This is a genomic window from Paenibacillus kribbensis, from assembly GCF_002240415.1.
GTDB lineage: Bacteria > Bacillota > Bacilli > Paenibacillales > Paenibacillaceae > Paenibacillus > Paenibacillus kribbensis.
The window spans coordinates 4,737,178-4,763,523 of sequence record NZ_CP020028.1; the positions used below are offsets into that span (position 1 = coordinate 4,737,178).

Sequence of the window (26,346 nt, forward strand, 5' to 3'; positions counted from 1 at the left end):
GCTTAATCCTCCTTCCGGAACATGCCGAAAAATTTGAGCTGGATCAGGTTCAGCACTAATGTAAATACGAGCAATACAATACCCACCGCAGCTCCAAAGCCCATACTGTTCTGTTCCAGACCTTGGCGATAGAGATAGCCAACAATCGTTAAGCCGATATCATTCGGGGAGTTATTTCCGTTCCACAGCATGTAGCTCTCAGTGAACATCGACAAGCCCGCGTAAATACTAATCGTAAATACGTAGATCGTCACTGGCTTGAGCATAGGAATCGTAATCCGCCAAAAGGAAGCAAACCGACTGGCTCCATCAATCTGTGCAGCCTCATACAGCTCGGGGGGGATGTTTTGCAATCCCGACATGTAATACAGCATGTTAACACCCAGCCATCTCCACAAAGCCAACACAATCAACGCTAAAAAACCGGTGTTGGCATTCATCAGCCATTTATGCGGCTCCACACCGAATACGCCCAATAAGGAATTCATCAAGGAACCATCCAGTTCCCCGAACATGAGCCGGAAAATGGTGCCTGCCACCACCACCGAGGTCAGTGCTGGTATGAACATAACCGAGCGGAACAGCCCTCTCCCCGGCATCTTGGGCGAATTCAGCAATACCGCCAGTACCAGCGGCAGAGGAATCAGCACGACCAGCGTAAGCAGCGTGTACAGGACGCTGTTCAGTATCGCTTTTCCAAACGTAGGATTCATTAAGTCCCTGTAATTCTCCAATCCAACATACGTTGTGATGCCCGGCAGCACTTCCTGAAAGCTCATAATGACCGTCGAGATCACCGGATAAGCAAAAAATAGCGCAAAGGACAATAAAAATGGAAGGACAAACACATACGGTGCCGTACGGCTGGAATGAATAAAGCGGCTCCATTGACTTCTGGTCGGACGCTGAGTTTGTGGCGGCTGACCTGTCGGTACATTAGCGTTCGTATGAACGGGCGTTGCCATAGATCTCACTCCCTTTCCTGTTGGGGTCTATCTCAGTTCATCTGCCAGCTCATGCAGCACTGTGGCTGGGTCTTCGCCATTCAGCAGTGTCCGATAAAGTATTTTATTGCGCACCGCACTGGCGATATCAGGCGTTTTCGGTCCGATATGCACCGCATTGATTTCGTCTTTTACTTCGATGAGTGTGTCAAAAATATTCGGTCCGAAATAGTCCGTAAATTTGTTCTTGGCTTTGACCTCCGGCATCGTCCATACCTCACTGCGGATGGGATCAAAACCAAGCTGCTTCCATATCTCCACATTCCCTTGCTTGGACAGCTTGGCAAAGGCCAAAAAGCGCATGGCTAAATCCGGATGCTTCGATTGGTTCGTGACCACCGTGCCGGTTCCGCCCATACCCGCTGAGCGAAAGCCGCCTTTTTCCCAGGCCGGCAACGGTCTGATGATGATTTTCCCTTTCAGGTCAGGCATATAATCCGTAAAGCGTCCCATATACCACATCGGCATCCACACCGAAGCGGCCCCGCCTTTGTTCATAAACCCGTAGTATTCCTCCATATGGTGTCCACCGCCAGGTGCTGGGATAGCGATTTTGTCCTTCACCATCTGCTGAAGAAATTTAAGCGTTTTGATATTCGTTTCGTTATCCAGTGTCAGCTCGCCCTTGTTATCCAGAAAATCCGAGTTCTGCTGGGAAATCATCGGCCAGTAGTTCCACAGGTCATTTGTCTCCACGGTCGCCATTGGCTTGCCTGTTTTCGCCAGGACCTGCTTGCCTGCCGCAGCATAATCTGCCCACGTAACGATGGAATCCGGATTTACCCCCGCCTGGTCCAAAATTTCTTTATTGTAATACATCACTTCGGCCCCGACATGAAAATCAATGCCGTAATACTTGCCGTCTTTTCCGTAAATCTGTACTCTGGAAGGCACAATGTTGTTGATCTCCGGGTCAATCACCGGATTGAGCGGGACAAGCTGCGGTATCCCTTTGAGGAAGTTGCCGATCTTGTTCACCTCGATATCCGCAATATCCGGTGCCCCCACCCCCGATTGCAACGCAATCGATAGCTTGCTGTGGTGGTTGTCATAAGGAAATGTATTCGCTTTCAAATTAATTTGTTCATCAGGGTGCAGTTGGTTCCATTGATCAGCCATTTGCAGAAAAAACTTCTCATGCAGTTCGTTAAACGTCCACAACACCAGTTCTGTTCCCGGACCATCCTGTTCGTCGGCCTTGAAGGAACAACCTTGCAGCAGTCCAGCCATTAAAACCACCGCCATGAGCATCAACGCCATGCTTTTTCTTCGCAGCAGCATATCCTTCCCCCTTCGCATGATGACAAAATGATTTTCTAATGATTGCGCTTTCTTTTATTATTTAACATCAACCCTAATTCGTTTACAACAACATTATTTATAAAAGTTCATTTTTAGCGCAGAACTAGCGTCTCCATTGCATTATAGGGGAAAAATGAATTGGATGGGATTATGATGTTTTTTGCATAAAAAAGCGACCCAGCACCATTGAAATTCGGCGTTGGGTCGCGCTTTTTTAACTACTCTTGAGCATGTGCTGCTTCGTCCTTCACTTCTTCTCGAAACGCTCTAATACTTTCTTTGCGGCGATTATTTTTTTCTTCGATTTGCTTGCGCTCCTCGTTGCTGATTTCAGAGGAAAATTCGTTCAGATACCCTTCAGCTTCATGAAGATTCTGTTGTGTATTCTGAATACTTTGCTGCAAATGCTCTACATTATCGGCCCGATTATCCGGTTTTGCCATTTCGTTGTCGCCTCCTGATTATGGAATCGCTCATTGGAGCGCTAATCGGTAGCTTGAACGATATCAGACCATTTTATGCATTAAAATGCTCTCCAAACCATTTCCCTGCGGCTTCGGCTTCTGTACGGGTTAATTGATGACCATTGCGTTCCCAATATGCATCCACCTGAGCTCCGGCCCCTTCCAGTAAAGCGTGCAGCTCACGGGATTCCGCAACCGGAACGATCGGATCATTTTCACCGGAAGACAGAAATACAGGGGCACCTTTTAAGTCCGGCAATTGCAGCCCGCGCAACGGCACCATCGCATGATGGAGAATGGCTCCGCGCAGCGCTTTGGCATCGTGAAAGAGCATGCTGGCCGCTATGTTCGCTCCATTGGAATACCCAAGAGCTACGACGTTGTTGCGGTCAAAATCGTATTGCTCCGCAGCCGTATCCACAAATTCGCTCAGTTCTTTGGTGCGGAATACAAGATCCTCCAGATCGAACACTCCCTCTGCCAAACGGCGGAAGAAACGAGGCATCCCATTTTCCAGCACATTTCCCCTCACGCCTAACACAGATGCTCCTGGTGCAACCAAATCTGCCAATGGCAGCAAATCTTGTTCATTCCCGCCGGTACCGTGCAGCAGCAATATCACCGGGGCTTGTGGATTACTTCCTTTACGGAAAACGTGTTTCATATCTATTTCCTCCTTAAAAATATTCTTTTTATTAATTCAATATTGAGAATCTTATTTTTGTACAATTAAATTATAACGCGCTTTACCTCTAATTACAAACGGAAATGTCGGTCCCAGGCTGAACATTTTTTTTAATACATGTGTTTGTCTGTTGACACGTGCCCTGCATTTATTTTAATATCGAATTAGACATTTAGAGAATTATCTAAATATCTAAAGGAGTGAGCAAACTTTGAATGATGCCTTTAAAGCCTTGGCCGATCCGACCCGGCGCAAAATATTGCAGCTTTTGAAAGAGAAAAGCATGAGCGCAGGCGATGTCGCCGAGCATTTTCAAATCAGCAAGCCCAGCATATCCCACCATCTGAATCTGCTAAAGCAGGCAGGACTTGTGCTGGATGAGCGGCAGGGACAAAGCATTATTTACACCTTGCATACAACGGTTGTAGCCGATGTCATCGGCTGGATGTTCAGCATCGCCCAATCGGATGCCCCTGTAAAACAAAATTCGAAGGAAACCAAGAATACGGAGGAATCTGAATGAAATCACCTGTGAGATGGAGCTTTATGGATGTTTTAACGACTTTGCTCGCCCTGTCACCCGCTTTGGGTGCGCTGCTGCTCTACAACCGTCTGCCCGATACGATGGCTACACATTTTAACATTAACAACATGGCTGACAGGCAAATGGATAAAAATGTCGCTATTTTCATGCTGGTGTTGTTGGGGCTCTTACCGTTGCTCTTGCGATTAGCCCGCTACATGGACCCAAACAAAGCAAATTACGAAAAATTTTCCAAAGCCTACGAAGTCATGCGTACATGTTTTGCCGTTATACTCGCTATAGCCGCTTGGGGCATGCTGTTGTACAACCTGAATGTACTGCTGCAAATGAATACTATAGTTCTTGGGGCAATAGGCCTGATGCTGCTGGTGCTGGGTAATTATTTGACTCAGGTACAGCCGAACTTTACCTTCGGCATCCGCACACCGTGGACGCTGTCGAACCCGGAGGTATGGCGTAAAACGCACCGTTTCGGCGGGCCTATGATGATGCTTGGTGGTGCTTCGGGCCTGGTGGCGGCATGGGTCGGTGGAGTAGCGGGAACGGTCATTTTTCTCACCGGACTGGGTATATCCGTCGTCGCCCCCATCCTCTACTCCTTCCTCCTGCATCGCAAATTAAATCATCAGTAGGCATCTCGATCCAGACGGACAGGGATAAAAGCTATGAGACCATCCCGATGCATAAAAAGAGAACCTCCCGGCTACGGTTAACGCAGATTGGGAGGTTCCTTTGTATATTTAAATATTAGAACAACAGCTTATCTGGATGAGTGCCTACACGCTCATCCAGATGAAGTGCATTGATTCGGTTAATATCCTCTGCCGTCAGTTCAAAATCGAACAAATCGGCATTTTCGCGAATACGATGGGCGGTTACAGATTTGGGAATCGTCACGATGCCCCGATCCAGATGCCAGCGCAAAATGACCTGCGACGAGGTTTTGCCGTATTTAGCAGCAATCTCAACGATATCCGCCTGTTCTGTCAGTTTACCCTTCATCAGTGGACTCCACGATTCAAGCTGAATCTGGTGCTCCCGGCAATATTGATGCAGCTCTTGCTGTGTCAGACGCGGGTGAAGCTCCACTTGGTTGATGACAGGTACAACGTTGCTGTCCTTCAGGAGGTTTTCGAGATGGTGAACTTGGAAGTTGCTTACTCCGATAGCGCGTACACTTCCCTCTTCATACAAGCGTTCGAACGCCTTCCAGGTTTCCTTGTACTTGTCCTTGCCAGGCCAATGAATAAGGTACAGATCAATAATGTCCAGACCCAGCCGCTTGCGGCTTTCCTCGAAGGCACGCAGTGTTGAATCGTAGCCCTGATCCTGGTTCCATAGCTTGGTGGTAACGAACAGATTTTCTCTGTCCGCTCCACTATCTCGAATGGCTTGTCCGACCAGGTCCTCATTGCCATAAATCGCCGCCGTATCAATGCTGCGGTAGCCAGCCTCTATGGCTATTTTGACCGCTTCGTAAACCTCATTGCCTTCGGCCTTATATGTACCAAAACCCAGCCAAGGCATCTGAACTCCGTTATTCAGTACAGTTGTATCCGCAATGTTCCCCATGTCTATCTCCTCCTATTCCTGATTATGATTTATCCGCGGGATGATTACAGTTTGGTTGCATCCTGAAAAGCATTCACTTGAAGCGGAGCGGCCAACAATTCCTTAGCCACGGCAACAAATGCCTGGAAATGGGCAGACTTGTTATGGAAATCTACAGCGGCTGCATCCTTCCATTCTTCGACCATCGTAAATGCGTTGGGATCATTCAGATCCTGCATCAGCGTGTAGCGTACATTGCCTTCTTCGGCCTGTGATGCGCTGATCAATCCCTGAGTTTGTTGCAGAAAGACCTCTCTTTTTTCTGGTAAAACTTTCATATCAGCATGAATAATAACCATGATATCGTCCTCCTCATATTATGTAACTATTTTCTATTATAGACCATTCATCCGACAGATTAAAAGTGCGGCTGTTCCTGTAATACAGTAAAATGGATCGTATTGGAGGAGATGAACAGCTTGATCGGCTCCTCCTATATCTTGCTTGACGGCGGTGAAGGCATGTGCGTTTTCAGACAAAACTAATGGTATTCATCTCCCTTTTAGTGCTGGTGGTTACCGGGCTATTGGGATTATCCTTTCGATATATGATCACCTCCGCTCTATACGAAGAGATCGGAAAAAGGGCGCTGACCGTTGCCAATACGCTTGCGGTAGATGCGCAGGTCCGGGACGCTCTGGAGCAGACGGACACGACGCAGCTGCGCTTGCGAATCAAGGAGGCCGTGAAGCCAGTCCAAGCCAGCAGCGGCGCTGATTTTATTACCATTGCTGATCGCCATCTCATCCGGCAGTGGCATGTCAATCCGGAGCGCATCGGCACGCCTATGTTAGATCCCATGAATGATAAGGTGCTGCAAGGACAGTCCTTTATCACGGAATCAACGGGTTCTCTCGGGCGATCACTCCGGGCCAAAACGGCAGTTTATGATGGGCAAGGCAAGGCCATCGGGCTCATCTCTGTAGGTTTCCTAATGACGGATGTGGAGCAAAATATCCGTACATACACCTATGCATGGCTGTGGTTCATGGTGGGTGCGCTTATGATCGGCATGCTAGGCAGCCTGCTAATAGCGCGGAGGGTACGCCGGGAACTGCACGGGCTGGAGCCAGTGGAGATTGGACGCTTGTACCAGGAAAAGCAAGCCATTCTCGAATCCATAGGCGAAGGGATTATCGCGGTTAATCGCAGTGGACAAGTCACACTTGCCAATCCGCAAGCCATCCGCTTGCTTGGTCTTCCCCCGGAAACTACCATAGACGGTTGCGAGCTTCGTCACTTACCGGGTGCCGCAGGTAAACTGGCAGATGTGCTTGTTGCAGATTTCATCGTGAATAGTGAAAAAATGAAGCCGGGCCAGGAACAACTCGTATTCAATGAGGAAATTGAGGTGCAGCAACGAGTCGTAGTCGTCAGCCGTGTACCGATCAAGGATCGCTCGGGGCAAAGAATGGGCACGGTTGCCAGTCTGCGTGACAAAACAGAGTTGCTCCGCATGACGCGGCAGTTGACCGAGGTCAAAGATTATGCGGAAATGCTGCGATCACAAACACATGAATACACCAACCGACTGTATCTCATCTCCGGCTTGATTCAGTTGGAGTGTTATAACGAAGCGGTGGACTTCATTACTCAGGAATCGGAACAATATCGCATGCACAGGACCAATGCCTCTACTTCTTTACCTGATTCGATCATCGCCAGCTTGCTGATCGGCAAGAAAAAACAAGCGCTGGACAAGGGGATTGTATTACACTCTACTGTTAGCGGGGTATTCTCTGCCTTATCCCCCACGTTGGAGTGGTCGCTTCTTGCTGCCATGGCCGGAAACCTGCTGGATAACGCCATGGAAGCTGCCGCGATGCCTTCAATCCCGGAGGGCCAGGTCTGGTTCCGGCTTGAAGAAACGGATGAAGCCATAATTATCGAGGTTGCGGACAATGGATCGGGAATTTCAGAGGATATCCGGGGAAAGCTGTTTGTCAAAGGGGCATCGACCAAAACAGAAGCAGGACACGGGTATGGCCTTGCTCTCGTGCACGAGTATGCAGAGCGAATGGGCGGCTCTATCCAAGTACATGAACGGACAGGTGGAGGTACCCTTTTTAAAATACGCATACCTTTAAATACGTCAGTAATGAGTGATGAGGCAAAAGGAGGCTACACCCATGAATGAGCGGGTTTTATCGGATATTGAGGTGCTTGTTATTGAAGATGATCCGCGAATTGCGGAGATTAACCGACGATTTATTGAAAAGGTGGACGGATTCACCGTATGTGCAATAGCAACGAACGAATTTGAGGCAAAGCTGCAATTGGACGTGCTGCGTCCGCCTTTGGTCGTGCTGGATGTTTATTTTCCTGATACGGACGGTCTAACGCTGCTATCGTTCATCAAGCAACACTATCCGGACACAGATGTCATTATGCTGACTGCCGCCAAAGAAGCTGAAACCGTGGTACAAGCCGTTCGGGCAGGCGTGTTTGATTTTATCGTGAAGCCGCTTGTATTCGAAAGATTGCGTGCCACGCTGGAGGAATATGCCCGTTTTCAGCGACAGGTCAAGGCATGGCAGGAGCAGCCATCGACGGTGGAGCAAGCCGAAATTGACAGTCTGCTTCAAAACGCGGGTACTGGTCGGATGACAGGCACCGGAGTGGGAGAGCTGTGGGCCAAGGGCATTGACAAAGTAACCTGCGACAAGGTGCTTGAGCTCCTGAATCGTCGGGGCGAACTGACTACGGGGACGGTGGGGAGCGAGCTGGGCATGAGTCGTTCCACAGCCAGAAGATACCTGGAACACCTGGTAGAAAGTGGTGACGCTCACCACGATCAGGTATACGGTACCGTCGGTAGACCGGAGCGGATCTATCGGCAGCAGCGGGGAAATGAATAAACGTAATTTTAATGAACTTAATTCACTTTATCAGCCAAAATAGTTTAAATGAACACATTGTTTACGTCCCTCCTCCCGATTGCTAGAATGGTCAACAGTTGGTTAATTGATAATGATTATCAATAAATATGAAAAGCACACTTTGGAACGGGGGACAACATATGGCATCACCAAAGAAACCACTACGCACAGGTATGCTGCTTGCAGCCATCCTTGCACTGCTAACGGTTATTATAGCGGGATGTGGCAGTCAGTCAAAAGATAACAACGCAGCAACATCTCAAGCAACAGGCGATACCCGAATCATAAAGCATGAGATGGGAGAAACCAAAATTACAGGTAAACCGAAAAGAATCGTAACGCTGGAATTCTCTTTTGTTGATGCCGCAACCCAGTTGGGTGTAACACCTGTCGGGATAGCCCAGGAAAATGACGATGATATTGATGGATTACTCGGCAAGAAAATCGACTTCACGCCTGTAGGCACGCGCAAGCAGCCGAATCTGGAAACGATCAGCTCCTTGAAGCCTGATTTAATCATTGCCGATCTGAACCGTCATAAAAGCATATACAAAGAACTAAGTGAGATTGCTCCCACCATTGTTCTGAAGAGCCGCAACTCCTCCTATGAACAAAATCTGGCATCCTTCGGTGTCATTGCCGATGCGCTGGGCGAGAAGGAAAAGGGCGAACAGATTTTAGCTGCACATAAAGCTAAAATGGAAGAGCTGAAAAAAGGAATTAAAGCCGGAGAGCCACGCAGCGTACTGCTAGGGGTATTCCGCTCTGATTCACTATCCGCTCACGGAGCTTCATCCTTTGATGGACAGCTGCTGGAGCAAGCGGGGATCCACAATGCTCTTCAAAACACAAGCGAGCCCACTGTCAAGCTGACACTGGAGCAAATTGCACAAGCTGATCCGGACGTGATCTTCTTGGTGGAAGCTGATGAGAAGCTGATTTCAGAATGGAAGCAAAATCCGCTGTGGCAAAACATTACGGCTGTCAAAAAAGGGGAAGTTTACGAAGTGAACCGGGCACTGTGGACCCGGTACCGCGGACTCGGCTCAGCCGAGAAAATACTGGAGCAAGCCATATCGCTTCTGTATCCCGCGCAAAGCAAATGAGACGCCTCCCGTTGATCGGACAGGTCTCACGCGACCGGCTGAATAAGCCGGTCTTCTTTGCACTTCTATTGGCGCTGCTGGCTGGACTATTGCTGAGCGTGGCGATTGGCCCGGTCAGGATGGACATCCCCACCATGCTGACTGCGCTGTTCACTGAGCATCCGTCCAAGGATCAGCTCATTATCCTGACGGTCCGCCTGCCGCGTGCCGTCATTGGCCTGATCGTTGGGGCCGGCCTTGCCGTGGCCGGAGCACTAATGCAGGCCATCACACGCAACCCGCTGGCTTCGCCGCAGGTGTTCGGGGTCAGCTCGGGCGCTTCGCTGGCTGTCGTGCTGTCCGTCGTGCTGCTGCCGAATATCGGATCGTCCGGCAGCATTTATTTTGCTTTTGCCGGGGCGATCGCGGGCGGCTCCTTCGTATATGCACTGGCCGGAACGGCAGGCATGACGCCGGTCAAGCTGGCTCTGGCCGGGATGGCCGTGCATCTGCTGCTGGCCTCCGTCACCCAGGGACTGCTCGTGTTCAACGAGCAAATATCCGATGTGCTGTATTGGCTCGCCGGAGCCATTGACGGGTCCACGTGGGCGGATACACGCCTGGTGCTGCCCTGGTTCGCCATCGGCATGATCCTTGCGCTGGCACTGGCTCCCTCACTGTCCGTGCTGAGCCTCGGAACAGAGGTCGCGCAGGGATTGGGACAAAATGTACGGCTTGTCCGTCTGCTGGCCTCGGCCTCGGTTATTATGCTGGCAGGCTCTGCCGTAGCGGTGGCCGGTTCCATTGGCTTTGTAGGCCTGATGGTGCCGAATATCATCAAGATGTTCACGGGTGACAATTACAAACGGGTTATCCCCTTGTCTGCGATCTGCGGAGCCCTGCTGCTGACATATGCAGACGTGCTCGGACGATTTATCGCATTTCCGTATGAATCGCCCGTTGGCATTGTAACAGCGCTGATCGGCGCGCCCTTCTTTTTATATCTGGCACACAAGAACGGGAGGGCTTCACGATGAAAAAGCTGTGGATTTTACTCGCGCTAATGCTGGGTGTTTCTTTTATGGCCATTGGTGTGGGCAGCACCTACATTACGCCCTCCGAGCTGCTCGCAGCTTTGACTGACCGCGATGCCTCATCGTGGTTCATCGTTCACCACTATCGACTGCCTCGCGGTCTGCTGGCCATGATGGCCGGAGCAGGACTGGCGGTAGCCGGAGTGCTGCTGCAAGGCATGATCCGCAACCCGCTGGCTTCGCCGGACGTGGTGGGCGTATCGAAGGGAGCCGGCTTCGCGGCGGTCCTCGTCATCGTGCTGCTGCCCTCATCCCCGGTGGCGCTTCTGCCTGTAGCCGCCTTCGTCGGAGCCGGGCTGGCCGCGCTGCTGCTCGTACAGCTGTCGATGAAGGGCGGCATGCGCCCCAATATGCTGGCCTTGACCGGGCTGGCGGTAGGCGCTATTTTTCAGGCTGCGACCGATTACATTCTGGTCAAATATCCACTCGAAGCTAGCGATACGCTGACCTGGCTGGCTGGAAGCCTCTGGGGCAAGGGCTGGGACGAAGTCTACGGACTACTGCCGTGGTTGCTCGTCCTGTTGCCTCTCGCCTATATGCTGCAGCGCAAGCTGGATATTATGAGCCTGGATGAAGAAAGCTCGGCTGGGCTAGGGCTTAGCGTAAAACGCATGCGTACGGGGCTGCTAGCCGTGTCTGTGGCCTTGGCTGCCTCCTGTGTCGCTGCCATCGGCTCCATCGGCTTTATCGGCCTGCTGGCACCGCATCTGGCACGCCGCTTGTTTGGCAACCGCCACCGTTACCTGCTGCCCGGCGCGGCGATGATCGGCGCCCTGATTCTCGTCCTCGCAGACGCGCTGGGACGAGGCTTAAAGCCGCCGCTCGAAATTCCCGCCGGCATCGTGACAGCCATCATTGGCGCACCCTATTTTCTATATCTGTTGCTGCGGGAACGCAAGTCCAAAGGAAACGGGTAGGAAATTAAAAGAAAAAAGAGAGTCAGCCTGTACATGACACAAGCTGATTCTCTTTATAATGACTCTCTTTACTGGCTCTCCTTATTGGCCTCCCGCACTTATGCTGGTTTCGGTACTTCTACTCCATTCAAAATGAGGTGCATACGAATGTCCGCTTTTAAGGAGTCAGATACTGCACAATATTTTTCCTTGCCCATCTGAATCGCCTTCCACACACGGTAATCCGGAATATCTCCATCCACATGGAACGTCAGATCAATCGCTGTAAAGCCTGTTGGCATTTGTTCCTTGCGCGTACCTTCTGCGTCAATATCAATTCGGGTAATATCCGACAAGAAACGGTCCAAAATCATCGTGATATCAATACCGATACACCCCGCCAGGCCCGCCAGCAGCAGCTCCATTGGTGTCATACCTTTACCATCACCGCCATAAGCAGCCGTAGCATCCATTCCAACCGAATATCCGGATGGTCCCTCCGAAGTAAACGCCCGTTTGCCATGCCAAGTTGTAGATACTTTCATAATTAAAAGCCTTCTTTCTCATTTAATCATCTATAATCAACCGTCATTCTTGTCTCAAAACTCACTAATCTGGCGCAAAAATTTTTGTGTTCTCTCGTGCCGGGGCGCCTCAAAAAATGCCTGTGGTGCAGCCTCCTCCAAAATAACACCATCTGCCATAAATACAATCTTGTCCGCCACTTCACGGGCAAATTTCATCTCATGGGTGACGACAACCATCGTCATTCCCTCTTGAGCCAGCTCCCGCATGACGCTCAGCACTTCCCCGACCAGCTCGGGATCAAGCGCCGATGTCGGCTCGTCGAACAGCATGATCGCCGGGTCCATCGCCAGCGCACGTGCAATGGCTACCCGTTGCTGCTGCCCACCGGACAAACGCGCAGGATGTACATCCTGCTTATCTGATAAACCCACACGCTCCAGCAACCGTTGTCCGATGGACATGGCCTGGTCGCGCGTCATTTTTTTCACCGTTACCAATCCTTCAATGACATTGCCAATGGCGGTTTTGTGCGGGTACAAATTGAATTGCTGAAACACCATGCCCGTCTGTCTGCGAATGTCACGAATAGCTGCTTGACGTGTACGAAGAGGAGCAGTGGCATCGACCCCGATCCCGTTTACCTCAAATTTGCCGGAAGTCAGCTCCTCCAATCCGTTCAAGCAACGCAGCAAGGTACTTTTACCCGAGCCGCTCGGACCAAGCAACACAACGATTTCACGAGCGGCCACCTGAAAATCAATGCTTTTCAGAACCTCTACTTGTCCGAATCGTTTCCCCAATCCGTTTGTTGTTATCATCATCCATCATCTCCACCTTAATAAGCTCGAGCCAGACGCTTTTCCACCCGCTCCAGTATAGCGGAGAATCCAATGCTCATAATCCAGTACATCAGGCCAATTTCGAGCAGAAACGGCATGTAGCGCAGATACTGCGCCTGTAAAAGCTGTGCCTGCCGCATTAATTCACTAACCCCGATGAACGAGACAAGCGACGTTTCCTTCAGCATGCCAACAAACGTATTCCCCATCGGAGGAATCGCAATACGTACCGCTTGCGGAAGAATGATACGCCACATTGTTTGACCAGGCGACATGCCCGTTGCATAGGCTGCTTCGGTCTGCCCCTGCGGGACAGCTAAAATAGCTCCACGAAACGTCTCCGATAAGTACGCCCCCGTATTAATACTAAGTGCAAGACAAGCAGCCGTCAGAGATCCGAACGATATTCCATAATCATCCAACCCATAATAAATAACCGCAATCTGTACCAAAACGGGCGTCCCCCGGATGATAGATACATAGCTGCGTGCCAGCCATCGGACGGGGCGGTTCCCCTTCAACCGGGCGATAGCCACTATCAAGCCAATGATTAAGCCAAAAAACATAGAAACAATCGTAATATACAGCGTATAATAAGCGCCCTTCAACAAAAAAGGGACATTTTCCCACATTAATTCAAGCATCGGTTATATTCCCTTCTTTCAGACGAGTGGCTCCGTGTCAGCATAAAGCCAGAACCGGAGCCAGACGCCTTCACAGGCTTGCGTTATTCTTTTGGTTCCTCACCGAACCATTTTTTGAAGATGGTTTTATAGGTGCCGTCTTCCTTCATTTCTTTCAGAGCCTTGTTCAAGGCATCTTTAAGCTCAGGCGAATTTTGGTTAATAGCTACACCTGCTTGGTCGGATTTAATTGGCTCACCTACCGCTTTAATCTGGAAGCCATTTTTGTCGACGATAGGCTTGAGTGCATACAGATTGTTAATGGTTGCGTCAATGCGGCCAGAGTTCAGATCCTTTAAGGAAGTAATGACATCATCATATGTTTTGATCTCAAAATCGCCTACCTTTGGCAGCACTTCGTTACGCAGATAAGACTCATCATTCGTCCCCAGGCCGACACCAATGGTTTTGCCTTTGAAATCCTCCAGCTTGGTAATATCATTAGTTTTGCTATTGACGATAATGTTTACATGGTTTGTGATATAAGGCTCTGTGAAGTCAATTGCCTTTTTACGATCCTCTGTAATCGTAACCTGGCTGATCACCGCATCGAATTTTTTCTTTTGCAAGCTTGGAATCAGCCCGGAAAATTCTTGTGCCGTGAACTCCGGCTTCACGCCAATCCGCTTCGCCAATTCTTTGGCAATATCTACATCAAACCCGTCCAGTTCTTTTTTATCATTCAAAAAATTGTACGGTGGATAGGTCCCCATCATACCGACCTTGATCACACCGGCCTTCTTGATCGCTTCAAGCTGGTTCCCCGCTGCCGCATTACTGCTGCCCGCTCCATTGCTGGTGCCGGAAGCATCCTGTCTCGTTCCGCAAGCGCTCAGCACAAGGCTAAACAATGCCAAAGCCATCAGTGTCGTTACCAAGAACCTTCTTTTACGTGTTTTCATAAATCGTTCTCTCCTGTCCTGTCTGGATGTAAATGATTGAGTGCATATGTGTAATTTGACTATATTATTTGTCGCCTACTGCCAATTCATGCGATATTGACCATCTAGCCTTGACCTAACAATCCGTAAAATTCAAAGCTGGCCGCCTCTGCCGCCAATCTTTTAGCTGTTGTCTGCATCATATGGTCATGTGTTCCCTCGGAACCGAATAACCAGCGTGTAATGATGCCCTCAATCATACTCATGAGTAATGCCGCCCGTAATTCAACATCCAGCTCGGCAGGCAGCATGTTCAGCTCGATCGCTCTTTCCATATTGCGCCGGAATGCCAGCTCCATCGCGATTCTTGTCTCGCGGATACTCTGGCGCACTGGTTCATCGACGCCGCTGCCACTCAGGAGCAAGCCCATCAGATGGCGGTTCTCCAATGCAAAATCAAATAAACGGACAAACAGCGCTTCGGAAGCCTTAACCATATCAGCCAGCGTTCCCGCATCGCGGCGATAACCCTGTCCTATCGCTGACAGCAGCTGTTCACGGCCTGTAGCAATAATCTCCAGCGCCAATGCCTCTTTGCTTTTAAAATGCCAATAAAACGTGCCCTGGGCTACTCCAGCCTCCACCACGATATCTGAAATCTTCGTTTGATGGTACCCGTGCTCAGCGAATCGCTTCAACGCAATGTGGAGAAGCTGTGTTCTGCGGTCTGTTTCTTCTCCAGCACGGTCAGCAGATTGCTCATTCGCGACGGTTTTGGACTGCTTCGCCTTCCGTGGCAGCATAGGTTTCCTCCTCCCGATTGATCAGTCAGTCAGTTTTGTATTTTTAATCCTATAGGATAAGTATACTTTTGTCAAACAAGTTCCATCCTTTGCGTACAACAAAAAAAGAGAACCTCCGAAGAGACCCTCTTTTTTTTATAAAGCTCTGCTACTACAGTGCTTTTGCTGCAATATCTGTACGGTTATGCTTGCCTTCAAAGGTAATACGCTCCGCCTGCTCGTAAGCTTTGTCCCGTGCCTCGGCAATGTCACGTCCCAAGCCGACCACACCCAATACGCGTCCGCCGTTCGTTACCCACTCACCCTGCTCATTGATGCCTGTTCCGGCATGGAACACGATGGCTTCGTCTGCCTGGTCCAGTCCGTGAATCGGTATACCTTTGGCGTAGGAAGCGGGGTAACCCCCGGAAGCCAGCACCACGCACACCGCCGCTTCGTCCTTCCACTCAATCTCCACCTGATCCAGCGTACCGTTCACGGCCGCAAGAAAAATATCGAGCAGATCGGATTGTAGACGCGGCAGTACAACCTGTGTTTCCGGATCACCAAAACGCGCGTTAAACTCAATCGTCTTCGGCTTGCCGTCCGGCGAAATCATTAATCCAGCGAATAAAACCCCCCGGAATGGGCGTCCTTCAGCAACCATCGCCTTGGCCGTCGGCTTAATAATCGTCTCGATGGCTTCTTCAATAATGGAATTGGCGATGTGCGGCAATGGAGAATAGGTGCCCATACCTCCGGTATTCGGCCCTTTATCCCCATCAAAAATCGGCTTGTGGTCTTGCGCCGCTGCCATTGGCCGAACCGTTTCACCATCCACAAAGGACAGAATCGACATCTCCTGTCCAGCGAGAAATTCCTCGATCACGACCTGTGCACCCGCTTCTCCAAACACCTTCGCTACCATAATATCGGACAGAGCCTTGTCTGCCTCCTCCATCGAGTAGGCAACCGTTACCCCTTTGCCGGCTGCCAGTCCGTCTGCCTTGATGACCACTGGAATCGGCTGTTCCTTCAAGTAGGCATGTGCTTCCTCATAGGTATAAAACTTGCGATAGGTGGCTGTCGGAATATGGTATTTGTGCAGCAAATCCTTCATGAAGATTTTGCTGCCTTCGATTTCTGCTGCATTTTTACGCGGCCCGAATACGGGAATACCTTTCGCTTCAAAGGCATCCACAATGCCGTCGGCCAACGGATCATCGGGGCCAACCACGACCAGCCCGACTTTTTTGGCTTCCGCCAGCTCTGTCAGCGCGTCAAATTCACTCACCGGAATCGGAACGCACTCCGCTAACTGTCCAATGCCGGCATTGCCTGGCGCGCAATAGATTTTCCCGGCCTTGGGGCTTTTCTTCAGCGCCCACACAATTGCGTGCTCGCGGCCGCCCCCTCCGATAACCAAAATATCCATTCAGGTAATTCCTCCCGCTTCCATGATGATCATTCAGGTCCAGGATTTTTGCAAAATCCTCAGGTGTGAAAATGCTGCTGCATCCTCAGCTAATGCAAATTAGTGCTTGAAGTGACGCACGCCTGTAAAGACCATTGCAATGCCGTATTCGTTAGCAACCTTGATGGATTCTTCGTCCTTGATGGAGCCGCCCGGCTGAATGACTGCTGTAATGCCTGCTTTAGCTGCCAGCTCCAGCGTATCGCCCATCGGGAAGAATGCATCGGATGCCAGCACCGCTCCCTTGGCTTTTTCTCCAGCCTGCTCAATGGCAATCTTGGCAGCTCCGACACGGTTCATTTGTCCCGCGCCCACGCCAATGGTCATATTGTCTGCCGCTAACACGATAGCGTTGGATTTCACATGCTTAACCACTTTCCAGCTAAACAAAAGCTGCTTCAGCTCTTCCTCGGATGGCGCTCGCTCCGTTACAACCGTAAGTGCGTCCGGGTCTACAGCGTGAATGTCATTTTGCTGCACGACCATGCCGCCTTCAATCGAAGTTACAACAAAACGGCTCTCCGCTTGTTGAGACGGGGAAATCTCACCCAAGTCAAGCAAGCGGATATTTTTCTTCTTCGTCAAAATCTCCAGCGCTTCTTTCGTAAAGCCCGGTGCCAGTACAATTTCCAGGAAGATTTCGCTCAGCTTCTTCGCTGTATCGCCATCAATAATCCGGTTAGCCGCTACGATACCGCCAAAAATGGAGGTTGGATCAGCCGCATACGCCTTGCCGTACGCTTCATAGATACTGCCTCCGATTCCCACGCCGCAAGGATTCATATGCTTTACCGCCACCACGGCCGGTTCGCTGAATTCTTTGACGATTTGCAGAGCTGCGTTCGCATCGTTGATGTTATTGTAGGACAGCTCCTTACCGTGAAGCTGTTTCGCTGTTGTTAACGTACCCTTCGCCGCGAGTGGCTGACGATAAAAAGCCGCCTGCTGATGCGGATTTTCGCCATAACGCAAATCCTGAATTTTTTCATAGGTTACCGTGTAACGCTCAGGCAAAGGCTCGCCTGTCACATTCGACAAATAATCAGAAATCAAAGCGTCGTATGCAGCCGTATGACGGAACACCTTTGCTGCCAAACGCTTGCGGGTATTCAGCTCCGTATCTCCATCCTTACGGATTTCCTCAAGCACCGTACTATAATCATCGGCATCGACTACCACACTTACAAAAGCATGATTTTTCGCCGCAGAACGCAGCATGGTTGGACCGCCGATGTCGATATTTTCAATTGCGTCCTCGTAGGTTACACCGGGTTTGGCGATCGTTTCCGCAAAAGGATACAGATTCACAACGACCAGATCAATATAACCCAAGCCAAGCTCCTTCATCTGCCGCTGATGTTCTTCATTATCCCGAACAGCCAGCAAGCCGCTGTGTACCGCAGGATGGAGCGTTTTAACACGCCCGTCCATAATTTCAGGAAATCCCGTTACCTCTGAAATACCGATAACAGGAATACCCTCCTTCGACAGCAAGCTGCTCGTTCCCCCTGTCGAAACGATCTCCACACCTAATTTGGACAACTCGCGGCAAAACTCCACGATCCCCCGTTTGTCCGATACACTAACGAGTGCTCTTTTAATAGTCACCCTGTCTCCTCCTTTAGCTCTTTATCAATTTATTTCCCGAGAAATATCGGAAAATGCTTATACAGCATTCTTGATATGACAATGATATGACAAATTACAATCACCTTTAGAGAAGTGAAACTACCTTGCGACCATCCAAATGAATTTTGCCTTGAGCCAGTCTGCCAACCACTTCCGGATAGAGCTGGCGTTCCACGGATTGAATAGCTGCAGATAACGTATCCGTTGTAGCATGATCGTGTACTTCTACCACACGCTGGGCAATAATCGCCCCGGTATCCATACCTCCATCGACAAAATGAACGGTGACCCCACTGACTTTGACTCCATAGGCCAGCGCCTGTCCGACAGCATCTTTCCCAGGAAATGCAGGAAGCAGTGACGGATGAATATTAATGATTTTTCCGGCGTAAGCATCGACCATGACACTAGATAGCAAACGCATATACCCTGCTAACACGATGAGATCAATCGATTTCTGCTTCAGCAGAGCCACCAGTTCACGCTCATAGTCTTCTCTTGAAGCATATTCCTTGGGTCGAAACGTATGACAAGCAATCCCGGCTTTCTCTGCTCGGGCTACAGCAGGAGCCGCAGGCTTGTCGCAGATTAACAGTTCTATAGATGCGCCGCCCAGTTCTCCACGCGCAGCCGCATCTACCAATGACTGAAAGTTCGTTCCCTCGCCTGACGCAAAAACAGCAACCCGGTAGCTGCTCATTACACCTCAGCTCCCGTAAAGGTCACGATAGAGCTGCCTTCCGTTACCTTCCCGATCACATAAGCATCCTCGCCTTGCTCTTTCAGTACATTCAATGCAGCCTGCGCATCCTCTTGCCCTACAACGATGACCAATCCGATCCCCATATTAAAGGTCGTAAACATGTCTTTGTTGGAGATTGCGCCTTTTTCCTGCATGAGCTGGAAGATTGGCAAAATCGGCCAAGCACCGTATTGTATATCCACATTAACGTGATCCGGCAACACTCTAGGAATATTTTCGATAAAACCGCCACCTGTGATGTGGGCCATGCCTTTTACTTTTACCTTATCCAGCAATGCCAAAACGGATTTCACATAGATTTTTGTTGGCTCCAGCAGTACATCGCCCAGCTTCCCGTTCAAGCCTTCGATTTCATCATGCAGACTATACCCTTGCTGTTCTAACAACAGCTTGCGAACCAGTGAGAATCCATTGCTGTGCACTCCGCTGGAGGCCAGTCCGATCACGGTGTCTCCGGGAGCAATCGAGCTGCCGTTAATGATTTTGCTCTTGTCCACAATGCCGACAGTGAATCCGGCAATATCGTATTCACCATCACTGTACATGCCTGGCATTTCTGCGGTTTCGCCGCCGACCAGTGCACAACCTGATTGGTGGCAGCCTTCGGCAATTCCGGCGACAATGGCTTCGATTTTCTCTGGTACAACCTTGTCACAGGCGAGGTAGTCAAGAAAAAAGAGCGGCTCTGCGCCCCCAACGACAATGTCGTTCACACACATCGCAACCGCATCAATGCCAATGGTGTCATGGCGATCCATCGCGAAAGCAAGCTTCAGCTTCGTGCCGACTCCATCCGTACCGGAAACGAGTACAGGCTCCTCGTACTTATCCTTATTCAGGCCGAACAGCGCACCGAATCCGCCCAAATCGGTCAGCACTTCGGGACGGAAGGTACGCTTGACGTGCTTTTTCATCCGTTCTACTGCTTTATTACCGGCAGCGATATCTACTCCTGCATTTTTGTATGCTTCGGACATTCATGAACACTCCTTCAAATGATTGACCCTCCTAAGTCCTCCCTAACAGGGAGGATTCCATGGGGCTGCTCCCCCTGGACCCCTCAAGAGTCGGTCAGATGCGTAGGGTTGGGTGCTGCTTGGTGTATGGTTCGTGCTGTGAGTCGCGTGTTTTCCATTGTCATTTTTGCGGGTTATTCCCGCAAATGACAAGGACACGCTTTGCTGCGTTTGCCGCCTTTCGCAGCGGCGGCGGGGCACGTCCCGGGCTGTTTGCTTCGCAAAGGCGGGGACGTGCCGGGCAAAGAAGTGAGCGGCGCCAACGGGCGGCTCACTTCTTTGCCCTTTGGGGCAGGCAGCTTCGCCCTGCCTGCTGGTGAGCTTCGCTTTGCTGGCTCACGCCTTTCCGTCCTCTTCCCCGTGGGAACAGAAGAGGTACAGGCACTGCTGCAAAGGGATGTACAACTGAGGAACGCAGCGGGTGGAAGGATTCTGGAGAAGCGAAAGCGTTCGCCTTTGCCGCTGGATTCCAACCCTGAAAGGGGTTATTCCAATCCAGGAATCCAGCGGCAACAGCGATCGGAAGAACCTTCCACACGCGGAGTGGCCCCCTCAGAACCACCTTCAGCCGTACTGGTACCATAGCCGCCTGTATCTCTTTTGTTCCCTTTTCTTAACAACTACATCCGAACTTTTCTTCGCCTTTGAAATCCACCTGGGTCGGATAATCGTTATCGAAGCAGGCCAGGCACAAGCCGCCTTTATAATCCTGTTCGTTATGTCCGCCTACAGCGGCAATCAAGCCCTCGGCGCTCATAAAGTAGAGCGAATCGGCGTTAATCTCTTGACGAATTTCCTCGACGGTTTTGGAAGAAGCGATCAGTTCCCGACGATCCGGCGTGTCAATGCCATAGAAGCACGGATTTTTGAATGGCGGCGAGGTAATACGTACATGTACCTCCAGTGCGCCCGCATCCCGCAGCATATTCACGATTCGGCGGGACGTGGTGCCCCGGACGATGGAATCGTCGATCATAATGACGCGTTTACCTTCAACGACGCGGCGTACAGCGCTCAGCTTCATTTTCACACCCTGCTCGCGCAGCTCCTGACTTGGCTGGATGAACGTACGTCCGGTGTATTTATTTTTAATCATGCCCAGCTCATACGGAATACCTGTCTGCTCGGCATAACCAATTGCGGCCGAAATACTGGAATCCGGTACGCCGGTCACCAAATCCGCATCGACAAAAGCTTCCAAAGCCAGTTGGCTGCCCATCCGTTTGCGTGCGGCATGAAGATTAGCCCCGTTCAAATCACTGTCAGGACGAGCAAAATAAATATACTCCATCGCACACAGCGCTTTACGCTGCTTCTCTTCCGTGTAACGGTCTTCGTGCAAGCCGTCTTTATCCAGCACCAGAAGCTCACCCGGCTCGATATCGCGCAACAGTTCTGCTCCAATCGTTTCCAGAGCACAGGTCTCGGAAGCAAACACATAAGCATCTCCCAGCCTGCCCATCGTTAACGGACGCAAGCCGTTGGGATCAGAAGCAACCAGCAGCTTGTCGTTGGTCATAATGAGGAAAGCAAACCCGCCGACAATGCGTTTCAATGCATCCTTGGCAGCCTCCACCAAATCCTTGGACGACCGGGCGATCAAATGCGCGACGACCTCTGTATCGCTGGTCGTTTGAAAAATAGACCCGCCCTGCTCCAGCTCCTGCCGGATTTGCAAGGCGTTTACGATATTACCGTTCGTGGCTACCGCCAAATCACCATCACGATATTTGAACACCAAGGGCTGGGCATTCGTCAGCTTACTGTCTCCACTTGTCGAATAGCGTACATGCCCGATGGCAATGTCGCCTGTCAGCGAAGCCAGCAAATCTTTATTGAACACTTCTTTAACAAGGCCCATCCCGCGGTGATAATGGAACTCATCCCCACTGCTTACACAGATGCCTGCGCTCTCCTCCCCGCGATGCTGGAGCGCATGCAATCCGTAATAGGCAAGAGAAGCCGCATCGGAGTGTCGGTATACACCAAACACGCCGCATTCCTCTTTTAATTTATCAAACAGCCCCTCTTTACCAGAGCCTTCATTATAATAATCTCCAGTCCACAACGTCCGTGCTGTTATTTCATCAGACATGGAATGACATCCTCCCAGATTTGCTTCAAGCTGGCGACTGCCTCGTTCAAAGCGGGTTGTCCGTTCACCTCAACTGTCAATTGTGTTCCTTCAACCGTACCTAATACGGTAACCGGAACTCCCAAGCCACGAAGATGTGCTTCCAGTGCAGACGCCTTATCCGGCGATGCGGATAACAAAATGCGAGATTGACTTTCGCTGAACAAAGCATGGTCAGGACGCAAAGACGTTTCCACGTTAATCTGCGCTCCCAATCCGCCGCTAATGCCGGATTCCGCAAGGGCTACAGCCAATCCACCCTCTGCCAGGTCATGCGCGGATTGTACCAATCCGGCCTGGATCGCTCCCAGTACCGCAGTCAGCAGGTTTTTCTCTACGTTCAAATCCAGCTCAGGCGGACGTCCCTCGGAGACACCGTGTACGACAGCCTGAAACTCACTGCCTCCCAGCTCGGCCTTCGTTTCTCCCACCAGGAGAATGACGTCGCCTTCAGCTTTAAAGCCCTGGGTTGTAATGTGATCCGTATCATGTACCAGTCCCACCATACCGACAACAGGCGTCGGATAGATCGCACCTTTGGCATTTTCGTTGTACAAGCTGACATTACCCCCGATGACAGGGGTATCCAGTACACGACAAGCTTCTGCCATCCCGTCCACGGCTTTTTCCATTTGCCAGAAAATATCCGGCTTTTCAGGGTTGCCAAAGTTCAGGTTGTCCGTAATCGCCAAAGGCTCGCCGCCGGAGCATACAATGTTGCGCGCTGCTTCGCTGACTGCAATCCGTCCGCCCACCTCTGGATCAAGGTATACATAACGTCCGTTACAATCCGTGGTCATCGCAAGTCCCTTGCGGGTGCCGCGTACGGTCACTACAGCCGCATCCGAGCCCGGACGAACGGCTGTGCTAGTGCGAACCATGTAGTCATACTGCTCGTATACCCATTTCTTGCTGGCTACACTTGGCGATGAAAGCACCTTTTTCAGCGCACCGTTCAAATCAGTCACTTCCGGGTAACGCAATGTGTCAACGGCAGCATTTTGCTCATAATAAGCAGGAACTTCGGAAGGCTTGTCGTAAATCGGACACTCGTCTACCAGCGCCGTCACTGGCATATCCCCCACCACTTCACCGTGATGGAACAAACGCAAACGACCGTCATCCGTCACCTTGCCGACCTTGGCACAAATGACGCCCCAACGCTCGAAAATTTCAAGCGCCTGTGCTTCGTCCTTTGGCTCAACCACGAACAGCATGCGCTCCTGTGATTCGGACAGCATCATTTCATAAGGCGTCATGCCTTCTTCACGCTGCGGTACCTGATCCAGATACAGCTCAAGACCGTTGCCCGCCTTACTTGCCATTTCGGCACTGGAACAGGTAAGTCCCGCTGCGCCCATATCCTGAATACCCAGTACAATACCGCTGTCGATCAGCTCCAGACATGATTCCATGACCAGCTTCTCCATAAACGGATCGCCTACTTGAACCGCAGTCCGATTCGCTTCGGATTCCTCTGTCAGCTCAACCGATGCGAAGGTCGCTCCATGAATTCCGTCACGGCCTGTCGGTGGTCCCACATAAAACACCGGGTTGCCGACCCCTTTTGCCACCCCGCGCTGGATTTTATCATGATCAATCAGTCCGACACACATCGCATTGACGAGCGGATTGCCTTCATAGCTTTCATCAAATACAACCTCGCCGCCTACGGTCGGAATACCGATACAGTTCCCATAGCCCGCAATACCGGATACCACATGCTCGAACAAATATTTCACACGGTCGCTCTCCAGCTTGCCAAAACGCAGGGAGTTCAACACCGCTACAGGTCTTGCACCCATGGAGAAAATATCACGGATAATGCCGCCTACCCCAGTCGCTGCTCCTTGAAAAGGTTCTACAGCCGACGGATGGTTATGGCTTTCGATTTTAAATACAACCGCCTGGTTGTCACCGATATCTACAATCCCTGCACCCTCACCAGGTCCCATCAGCACTCGTGGACCGCTCGTCGGGAAACGACGCAACAGCGGCTTGGAGTTTTTGTAAGCACAATGCTCTGACCACATGACACTGAATACGCCAATCTCCGTATAATTCGGCTGACGTCCCATAAATTCGCAGATCAACGCATATTCGCTGTCCGATACACCCATCTGCTGATACAGTTTATGTTCGGCAACCTGCTCTGCCGTTGGCTCCTTAGCGGACACTTGCTGCGCCATGACGATCCCTCCAAGCGTTCAAAATAGATGTAAACATACGTTTGCCGTCATCCGTTCCAAGCAATGCGTCCACCGCGCGTTCCGGGTGGGGCATCATGCCCAGTACGTTGCCTTGCTCATTACAAATCCCCGCGATATCGGTCACGGAACCGTTGGGATTATCTTTATACGTAAATACGATCTGGTTATTCGCCTGCAAGCGAGCCAGCGTCTCATCATCACAGTAATAGTTGCCTTCACCATGTGCAATCGGAATAACGATCTCTTCACCGGCAGCATAATTTTTTGTAAAAGGCGTATCGTTATTCGCAACCTTCAATACCGTATCATGACAACGGAACTTCATTGACAGATTACGGCGCAAAGCACCCGGCAGCAGCCCGGCTTCGGTCAAAATTTGAAACCCGTTGCAGATCCCCAAAACATATTTGCCCTCGGCAGCTGCTTTGGCTACTTCCTTCATTACCGGAGCAAACCGGGAAATCGCGCCGCAACGCAGGTAATCTCCGTAGGAGAAGCCCCCCGGAACAAGAATACAATCGTAAGGCGACAGATCCGTCGCAGTATGCCATACATAATCGACAGGTTCACCGACCGTGTCCTCTATCGCCTTATAGCAGTCAATATCACAGTTGGAGCCCGGAAAAACCAGAACTGCAAATTTCATGGAATTAGCCCTCCAGTTCGTAGCGGTAGTCTTCAATGACCGTATTGGCTAACAGCTTTTCGCACATTTCGATGACGCGCTTCTCTGCACTCTCGCGGTCTGTTGTATCCAGATTCAGTTCCATATACTTACCAATTCTGACGCTGTCCACTTCTCCGAAGCCCATCGAATGCAGTGCGCCTTGCACCGCAACTCCCTGCGGGTCCAAAACGCTTTGCTTAATTGTGACATAGACCGTTGCTTTTATCATGTTCCTTCAGTTCCTCCTCCGAATGGATGAATCCTATTGATTTTAAATCACTGATTACTATTTACTGTGCCGTCAGACGCCGCCAAATATCCGTATATCTTGCAGTTGTTTCTTCTACGACCTCAGCAGGCAACGGATCGGGTTTGCTGTTCTTGTCCCAACCGGAGGACGCCAAATAGCTTCGTACCGGCTCCTTGTCCATACTGTCAATCTCCACATCCAGCTCATACTTTTCCTGTGCCCAGAAACGCGATGAATCCGGGGTGAAAATTTCGTCAATCAAAATCACCTTTCCGTTAACAAGCCCAAACTCAAACTTGCAATCGGCTAAAATAATCCCCCGCTTCTCACAGAAAGCACGCGCAAACTCATACAATGCCAAACTTTTTTCTTCAAGCTCATCTGTCAGCTGGGCCCCAACCAGTTCTTTCATTTGGTTTAGGGAAATGTCCTCGTCGTGTCCGACGTCGTTTTTTGCAGCCGGTGTAAATAAAGGCTTGGGAAAACGTTCATTCTTACGCAGCCCCTCCGGCAATGGAATACCGTTTACCTCACCGGTCTGCTCATACTGACGCCAGCCGCCTCCTGTAATATATCCGCGCACCACACACTCGATATCGATACGTTCAGCCTTCAGCGTGACCATGACCCGGTCCTTCAGCAGCTCTTTATTCTGTTCGTCGATAACATCCCCGAGCTTGTTCACATCGGTATGCACGACATGGTTTTCCAGCAGGTCTTTCGTCTGCTCAAACCAGAAAGCGCTAAGCTTATTCAGCACATTTCCCTTTTCCGGCACGGGTGGCTCCAGCACATAATCAAAAGCCGAAATCCGATCCGTCACGACAATCAGAAAATGCTCTCCAAGATCATATAATTCACGCACCTTGCCTTTGTACAGAAGCGGCGCATGGATCAGACCTTCGGCGGTAGACAATGACATTTAC

The 26,346-nt window shown here is 50.6% G+C and carries 28 protein-coding genes; 8 read left to right on the top strand and 20 right to left on the bottom strand.

Annotation, left to right across the window (positions count from 1 at the left end; genetic code table 11):
- Positions 1-2 precede the first annotated feature (2 nt).
- The 4 genes from B4V02_RS21100 to B4V02_RS21115 all read right to left on the bottom strand — a co-directional run bounded on the left by B4V02_RS21100 (position 3) and on the right by B4V02_RS21115 (position 3,434).
- A complete protein-coding gene (locus B4V02_RS21100; protein ID WP_094156283.1) occupies positions 3-965 on the bottom strand; it encodes a carbohydrate ABC transporter permease in 963 nt (320 codons plus the stop codon).
- 27 nt (positions 966-992) lie between these two features.
- On the bottom strand, positions 993-2,285 hold the full coding sequence (locus B4V02_RS21105; protein WP_094156284.1) for an ABC transporter substrate-binding protein: 1,293 nt from the start codon (positions 2,283-2,285) through the stop codon (positions 993-995).
- 239 nt (positions 2,286-2,524) lie between these two features.
- Positions 2,525-2,749: a small acid-soluble spore protein Tlp gene (tlp, locus tag B4V02_RS21110; RefSeq protein WP_094156285.1), complete on the bottom strand. Its 225-nt coding sequence runs from the start codon at positions 2,747-2,749 to the stop codon at positions 2,525-2,527.
- A gap of 73 nt (positions 2,750-2,822) precedes the next feature.
- Positions 2,823-3,434, bottom strand: a complete 612-nt coding sequence (locus B4V02_RS21115; protein WP_094156286.1) for an alpha/beta hydrolase — start codon at positions 3,432-3,434, stop codon at positions 2,823-2,825.
- Positions 3,435-3,666: 232 nt separating this feature from the next.
- Here B4V02_RS21115 and B4V02_RS21120 point away from each other — a divergent pair, with 232 nt between their 5' ends.
- Positions 3,667-3,978 (top strand): autorepressor SdpR family transcription factor, encoded by a 312-nt coding sequence (locus tag B4V02_RS21120; RefSeq protein WP_094156287.1) that lies wholly within the window; start codon positions 3,667-3,669, stop codon positions 3,976-3,978.
- Positions 3,975-4,631, top strand: a complete 657-nt coding sequence (locus tag B4V02_RS21125; RefSeq protein ID WP_094156288.1) for an SdpI family protein — start codon at positions 3,975-3,977, stop codon at positions 4,629-4,631. The genes B4V02_RS21120 and B4V02_RS21125 overlap by 4 nt, the downstream gene beginning before the upstream one ends.
- Before the next feature lie 115 nt (positions 4,632-4,746).
- Here the strand turns inward: B4V02_RS21125 and B4V02_RS21130 are convergent, their stop codons facing one another.
- Positions 4,747-5,571 carry an aldo/keto reductase gene (locus B4V02_RS21130; RefSeq protein WP_094156289.1) on the bottom strand — a complete coding sequence of 275 codons (825 nt, stop codon included), beginning with the start codon at positions 5,569-5,571 and terminating at the stop codon, positions 4,747-4,749.
- 44 nt (positions 5,572-5,615) lie between these two features.
- The gene (locus B4V02_RS21135; RefSeq protein WP_007428856.1) at positions 5,616-5,909 is read right to left on the bottom strand and encodes a putative quinol monooxygenase; all 294 of its coding nucleotides are present in this window, start codon (positions 5,907-5,909) and stop codon (positions 5,616-5,618) included.
- 164 nt (positions 5,910-6,073) lie between these two features.
- On the opposite strand from B4V02_RS21135, the gene B4V02_RS21140 reads away from it, so the two are divergent.
- From B4V02_RS21140 to B4V02_RS21160, 5 genes are all read left to right on the top strand, one after another.
- Positions 6,074-7,747 carry an ATP-binding protein gene (locus tag B4V02_RS21140; RefSeq protein ID WP_094156290.1) on the top strand — a complete coding sequence of 558 codons (1,674 nt, stop codon included), beginning with the start codon at positions 6,074-6,076 and terminating at the stop codon, positions 7,745-7,747.
- Complete coding sequence (locus B4V02_RS21145) at positions 7,740-8,468, top strand: response regulator (protein WP_094156291.1); 729 nt, start codon at positions 7,740-7,742, stop codon at positions 8,466-8,468. Before B4V02_RS21140 ends, B4V02_RS21145 begins: the two co-directional genes overlap by 8 nt.
- A gap of 161 nt (positions 8,469-8,629) precedes the next feature.
- On the top strand, positions 8,630-9,595 hold the full coding sequence (locus B4V02_RS21150) for an ABC transporter substrate-binding protein (protein WP_094156292.1): 966 nt from the start codon (positions 8,630-8,632) through the stop codon (positions 9,593-9,595).
- Positions 9,596-9,606: 11 nt separating this feature from the next.
- Positions 9,607-10,611, top strand: coding sequence for a FecCD family ABC transporter permease (locus B4V02_RS21155; RefSeq protein ID WP_094157060.1), 1,005 nt, complete (start codon positions 9,607-9,609; stop codon positions 10,609-10,611).
- Positions 10,608-11,585: a FecCD family ABC transporter permease gene (locus B4V02_RS21160; RefSeq protein WP_094156293.1), complete on the top strand. Its 978-nt coding sequence runs from the start codon at positions 10,608-10,610 to the stop codon at positions 11,583-11,585. Before B4V02_RS21155 ends, B4V02_RS21160 begins: the two co-directional genes overlap by 4 nt.
- 98 nt (positions 11,586-11,683) lie before the next feature.
- Here the strand turns inward: B4V02_RS21160 and B4V02_RS21165 are convergent, their stop codons facing one another.
- The 9 genes from B4V02_RS21165 to purM form a co-directional block, all read right to left on the bottom strand.
- Positions 11,684-12,109, bottom strand: a complete 426-nt coding sequence (locus B4V02_RS21165) for an OsmC family protein (protein WP_068505414.1) — start codon at positions 12,107-12,109, stop codon at positions 11,684-11,686.
- Positions 12,110-12,163: 54 nt separating this feature from the next.
- A complete protein-coding gene (locus B4V02_RS21170; protein WP_279628245.1) occupies positions 12,164-12,913 on the bottom strand; it encodes an amino acid ABC transporter ATP-binding protein in 750 nt (249 codons plus the stop codon).
- Positions 12,914-12,927: 14 nt separating this feature from the next.
- Entirely contained in the window at positions 12,928-13,575 is a 648-nt protein-coding gene (locus B4V02_RS21175) for an amino acid ABC transporter permease (RefSeq protein ID WP_094156294.1), read from the bottom strand.
- An 83-nt stretch (positions 13,576-13,658) separates the two neighbouring features.
- A complete protein-coding gene (locus B4V02_RS21180; RefSeq protein ID WP_094156295.1) occupies positions 13,659-14,516 on the bottom strand; it encodes a substrate-binding periplasmic protein in 858 nt (285 codons plus the stop codon).
- 104 nt (positions 14,517-14,620) lie between these two features.
- Entirely contained in the window at positions 14,621-15,298 is a 678-nt protein-coding gene (locus B4V02_RS21185) for a TetR/AcrR family transcriptional regulator (protein ID WP_094156296.1), read from the bottom strand.
- Positions 15,299-15,449: 151 nt separating this feature from the next.
- On the bottom strand, positions 15,450-16,712 hold the full coding sequence (gene purD / locus B4V02_RS21190) for a phosphoribosylamine--glycine ligase (protein ID WP_094156297.1): 1,263 nt from the start codon (positions 16,710-16,712) through the stop codon (positions 15,450-15,452).
- Between the two features lie 99 nt (positions 16,713-16,811).
- On the bottom strand, positions 16,812-18,359 hold the full coding sequence (gene purH / locus B4V02_RS21195; protein WP_094156298.1) for a bifunctional phosphoribosylaminoimidazolecarboxamide formyltransferase/IMP cyclohydrolase: 1,548 nt from the start codon (positions 18,357-18,359) through the stop codon (positions 16,812-16,814).
- A 106-nt stretch (positions 18,360-18,465) separates the two neighbouring features.
- Entirely contained in the window at positions 18,466-19,080 is a 615-nt protein-coding gene (gene purN / locus B4V02_RS21200; RefSeq protein ID WP_094156299.1) for a phosphoribosylglycinamide formyltransferase, read from the bottom strand.
- The gene (gene purM / locus B4V02_RS21205) at positions 19,080-20,120 is read right to left on the bottom strand and encodes a phosphoribosylformylglycinamidine cyclo-ligase (protein WP_094156300.1); all 1,041 of its coding nucleotides are present in this window, start codon (positions 20,118-20,120) and stop codon (positions 19,080-19,082) included. The genes purN and purM overlap by 1 nt, the downstream gene beginning before the upstream one ends.
- Before the next feature lie 201 nt (positions 20,121-20,321).
- Here purM and B4V02_RS21210 point away from each other — a divergent pair, with 201 nt between their 5' ends.
- The gene (locus B4V02_RS21210) at positions 20,322-20,744 is read left to right on the top strand and encodes a hypothetical protein (RefSeq protein ID WP_094156301.1); all 423 of its coding nucleotides are present in this window, start codon (positions 20,322-20,324) and stop codon (positions 20,742-20,744) included.
- Positions 20,745-20,772: 28 nt separating this feature from the next.
- Here B4V02_RS21210 and purF read toward each other — a convergent pair whose 3' ends face one another.
- From purF to B4V02_RS21235, 5 genes are all read right to left on the bottom strand, one after another.
- Positions 20,773-22,254, bottom strand: a complete 1,482-nt coding sequence (gene purF / locus B4V02_RS21215; RefSeq protein ID WP_094156302.1) for an amidophosphoribosyltransferase — start codon at positions 22,252-22,254, stop codon at positions 20,773-20,775.
- Complete coding sequence (purL, locus tag B4V02_RS21220; protein ID WP_094156303.1) at positions 22,239-24,482, bottom strand: phosphoribosylformylglycinamidine synthase subunit PurL; 2,244 nt, start codon at positions 24,480-24,482, stop codon at positions 22,239-22,241. Before purL ends, purF begins: the two co-directional genes overlap by 16 nt.
- Complete coding sequence (gene purQ / locus B4V02_RS21225) at positions 24,460-25,149, bottom strand: phosphoribosylformylglycinamidine synthase subunit PurQ (RefSeq protein WP_007428838.1); 690 nt, start codon at positions 25,147-25,149, stop codon at positions 24,460-24,462. The genes purL and purQ overlap by 23 nt, the downstream gene beginning before the upstream one ends.
- Positions 25,150-25,153: 4 nt before the next feature.
- Positions 25,154-25,399, bottom strand: coding sequence for a phosphoribosylformylglycinamidine synthase subunit PurS (purS, locus tag B4V02_RS21230; protein WP_014279841.1), 246 nt, complete (start codon positions 25,397-25,399; stop codon positions 25,154-25,156).
- A 61-nt stretch (positions 25,400-25,460) separates the two neighbouring features.
- Entirely contained in the window at positions 25,461-26,342 is an 882-nt protein-coding gene (locus B4V02_RS21235; protein ID WP_094156304.1) for a phosphoribosylaminoimidazolesuccinocarboxamide synthase, read from the bottom strand.
- Between the last annotated feature and the right edge of the window lie 4 nt (positions 26,343-26,346).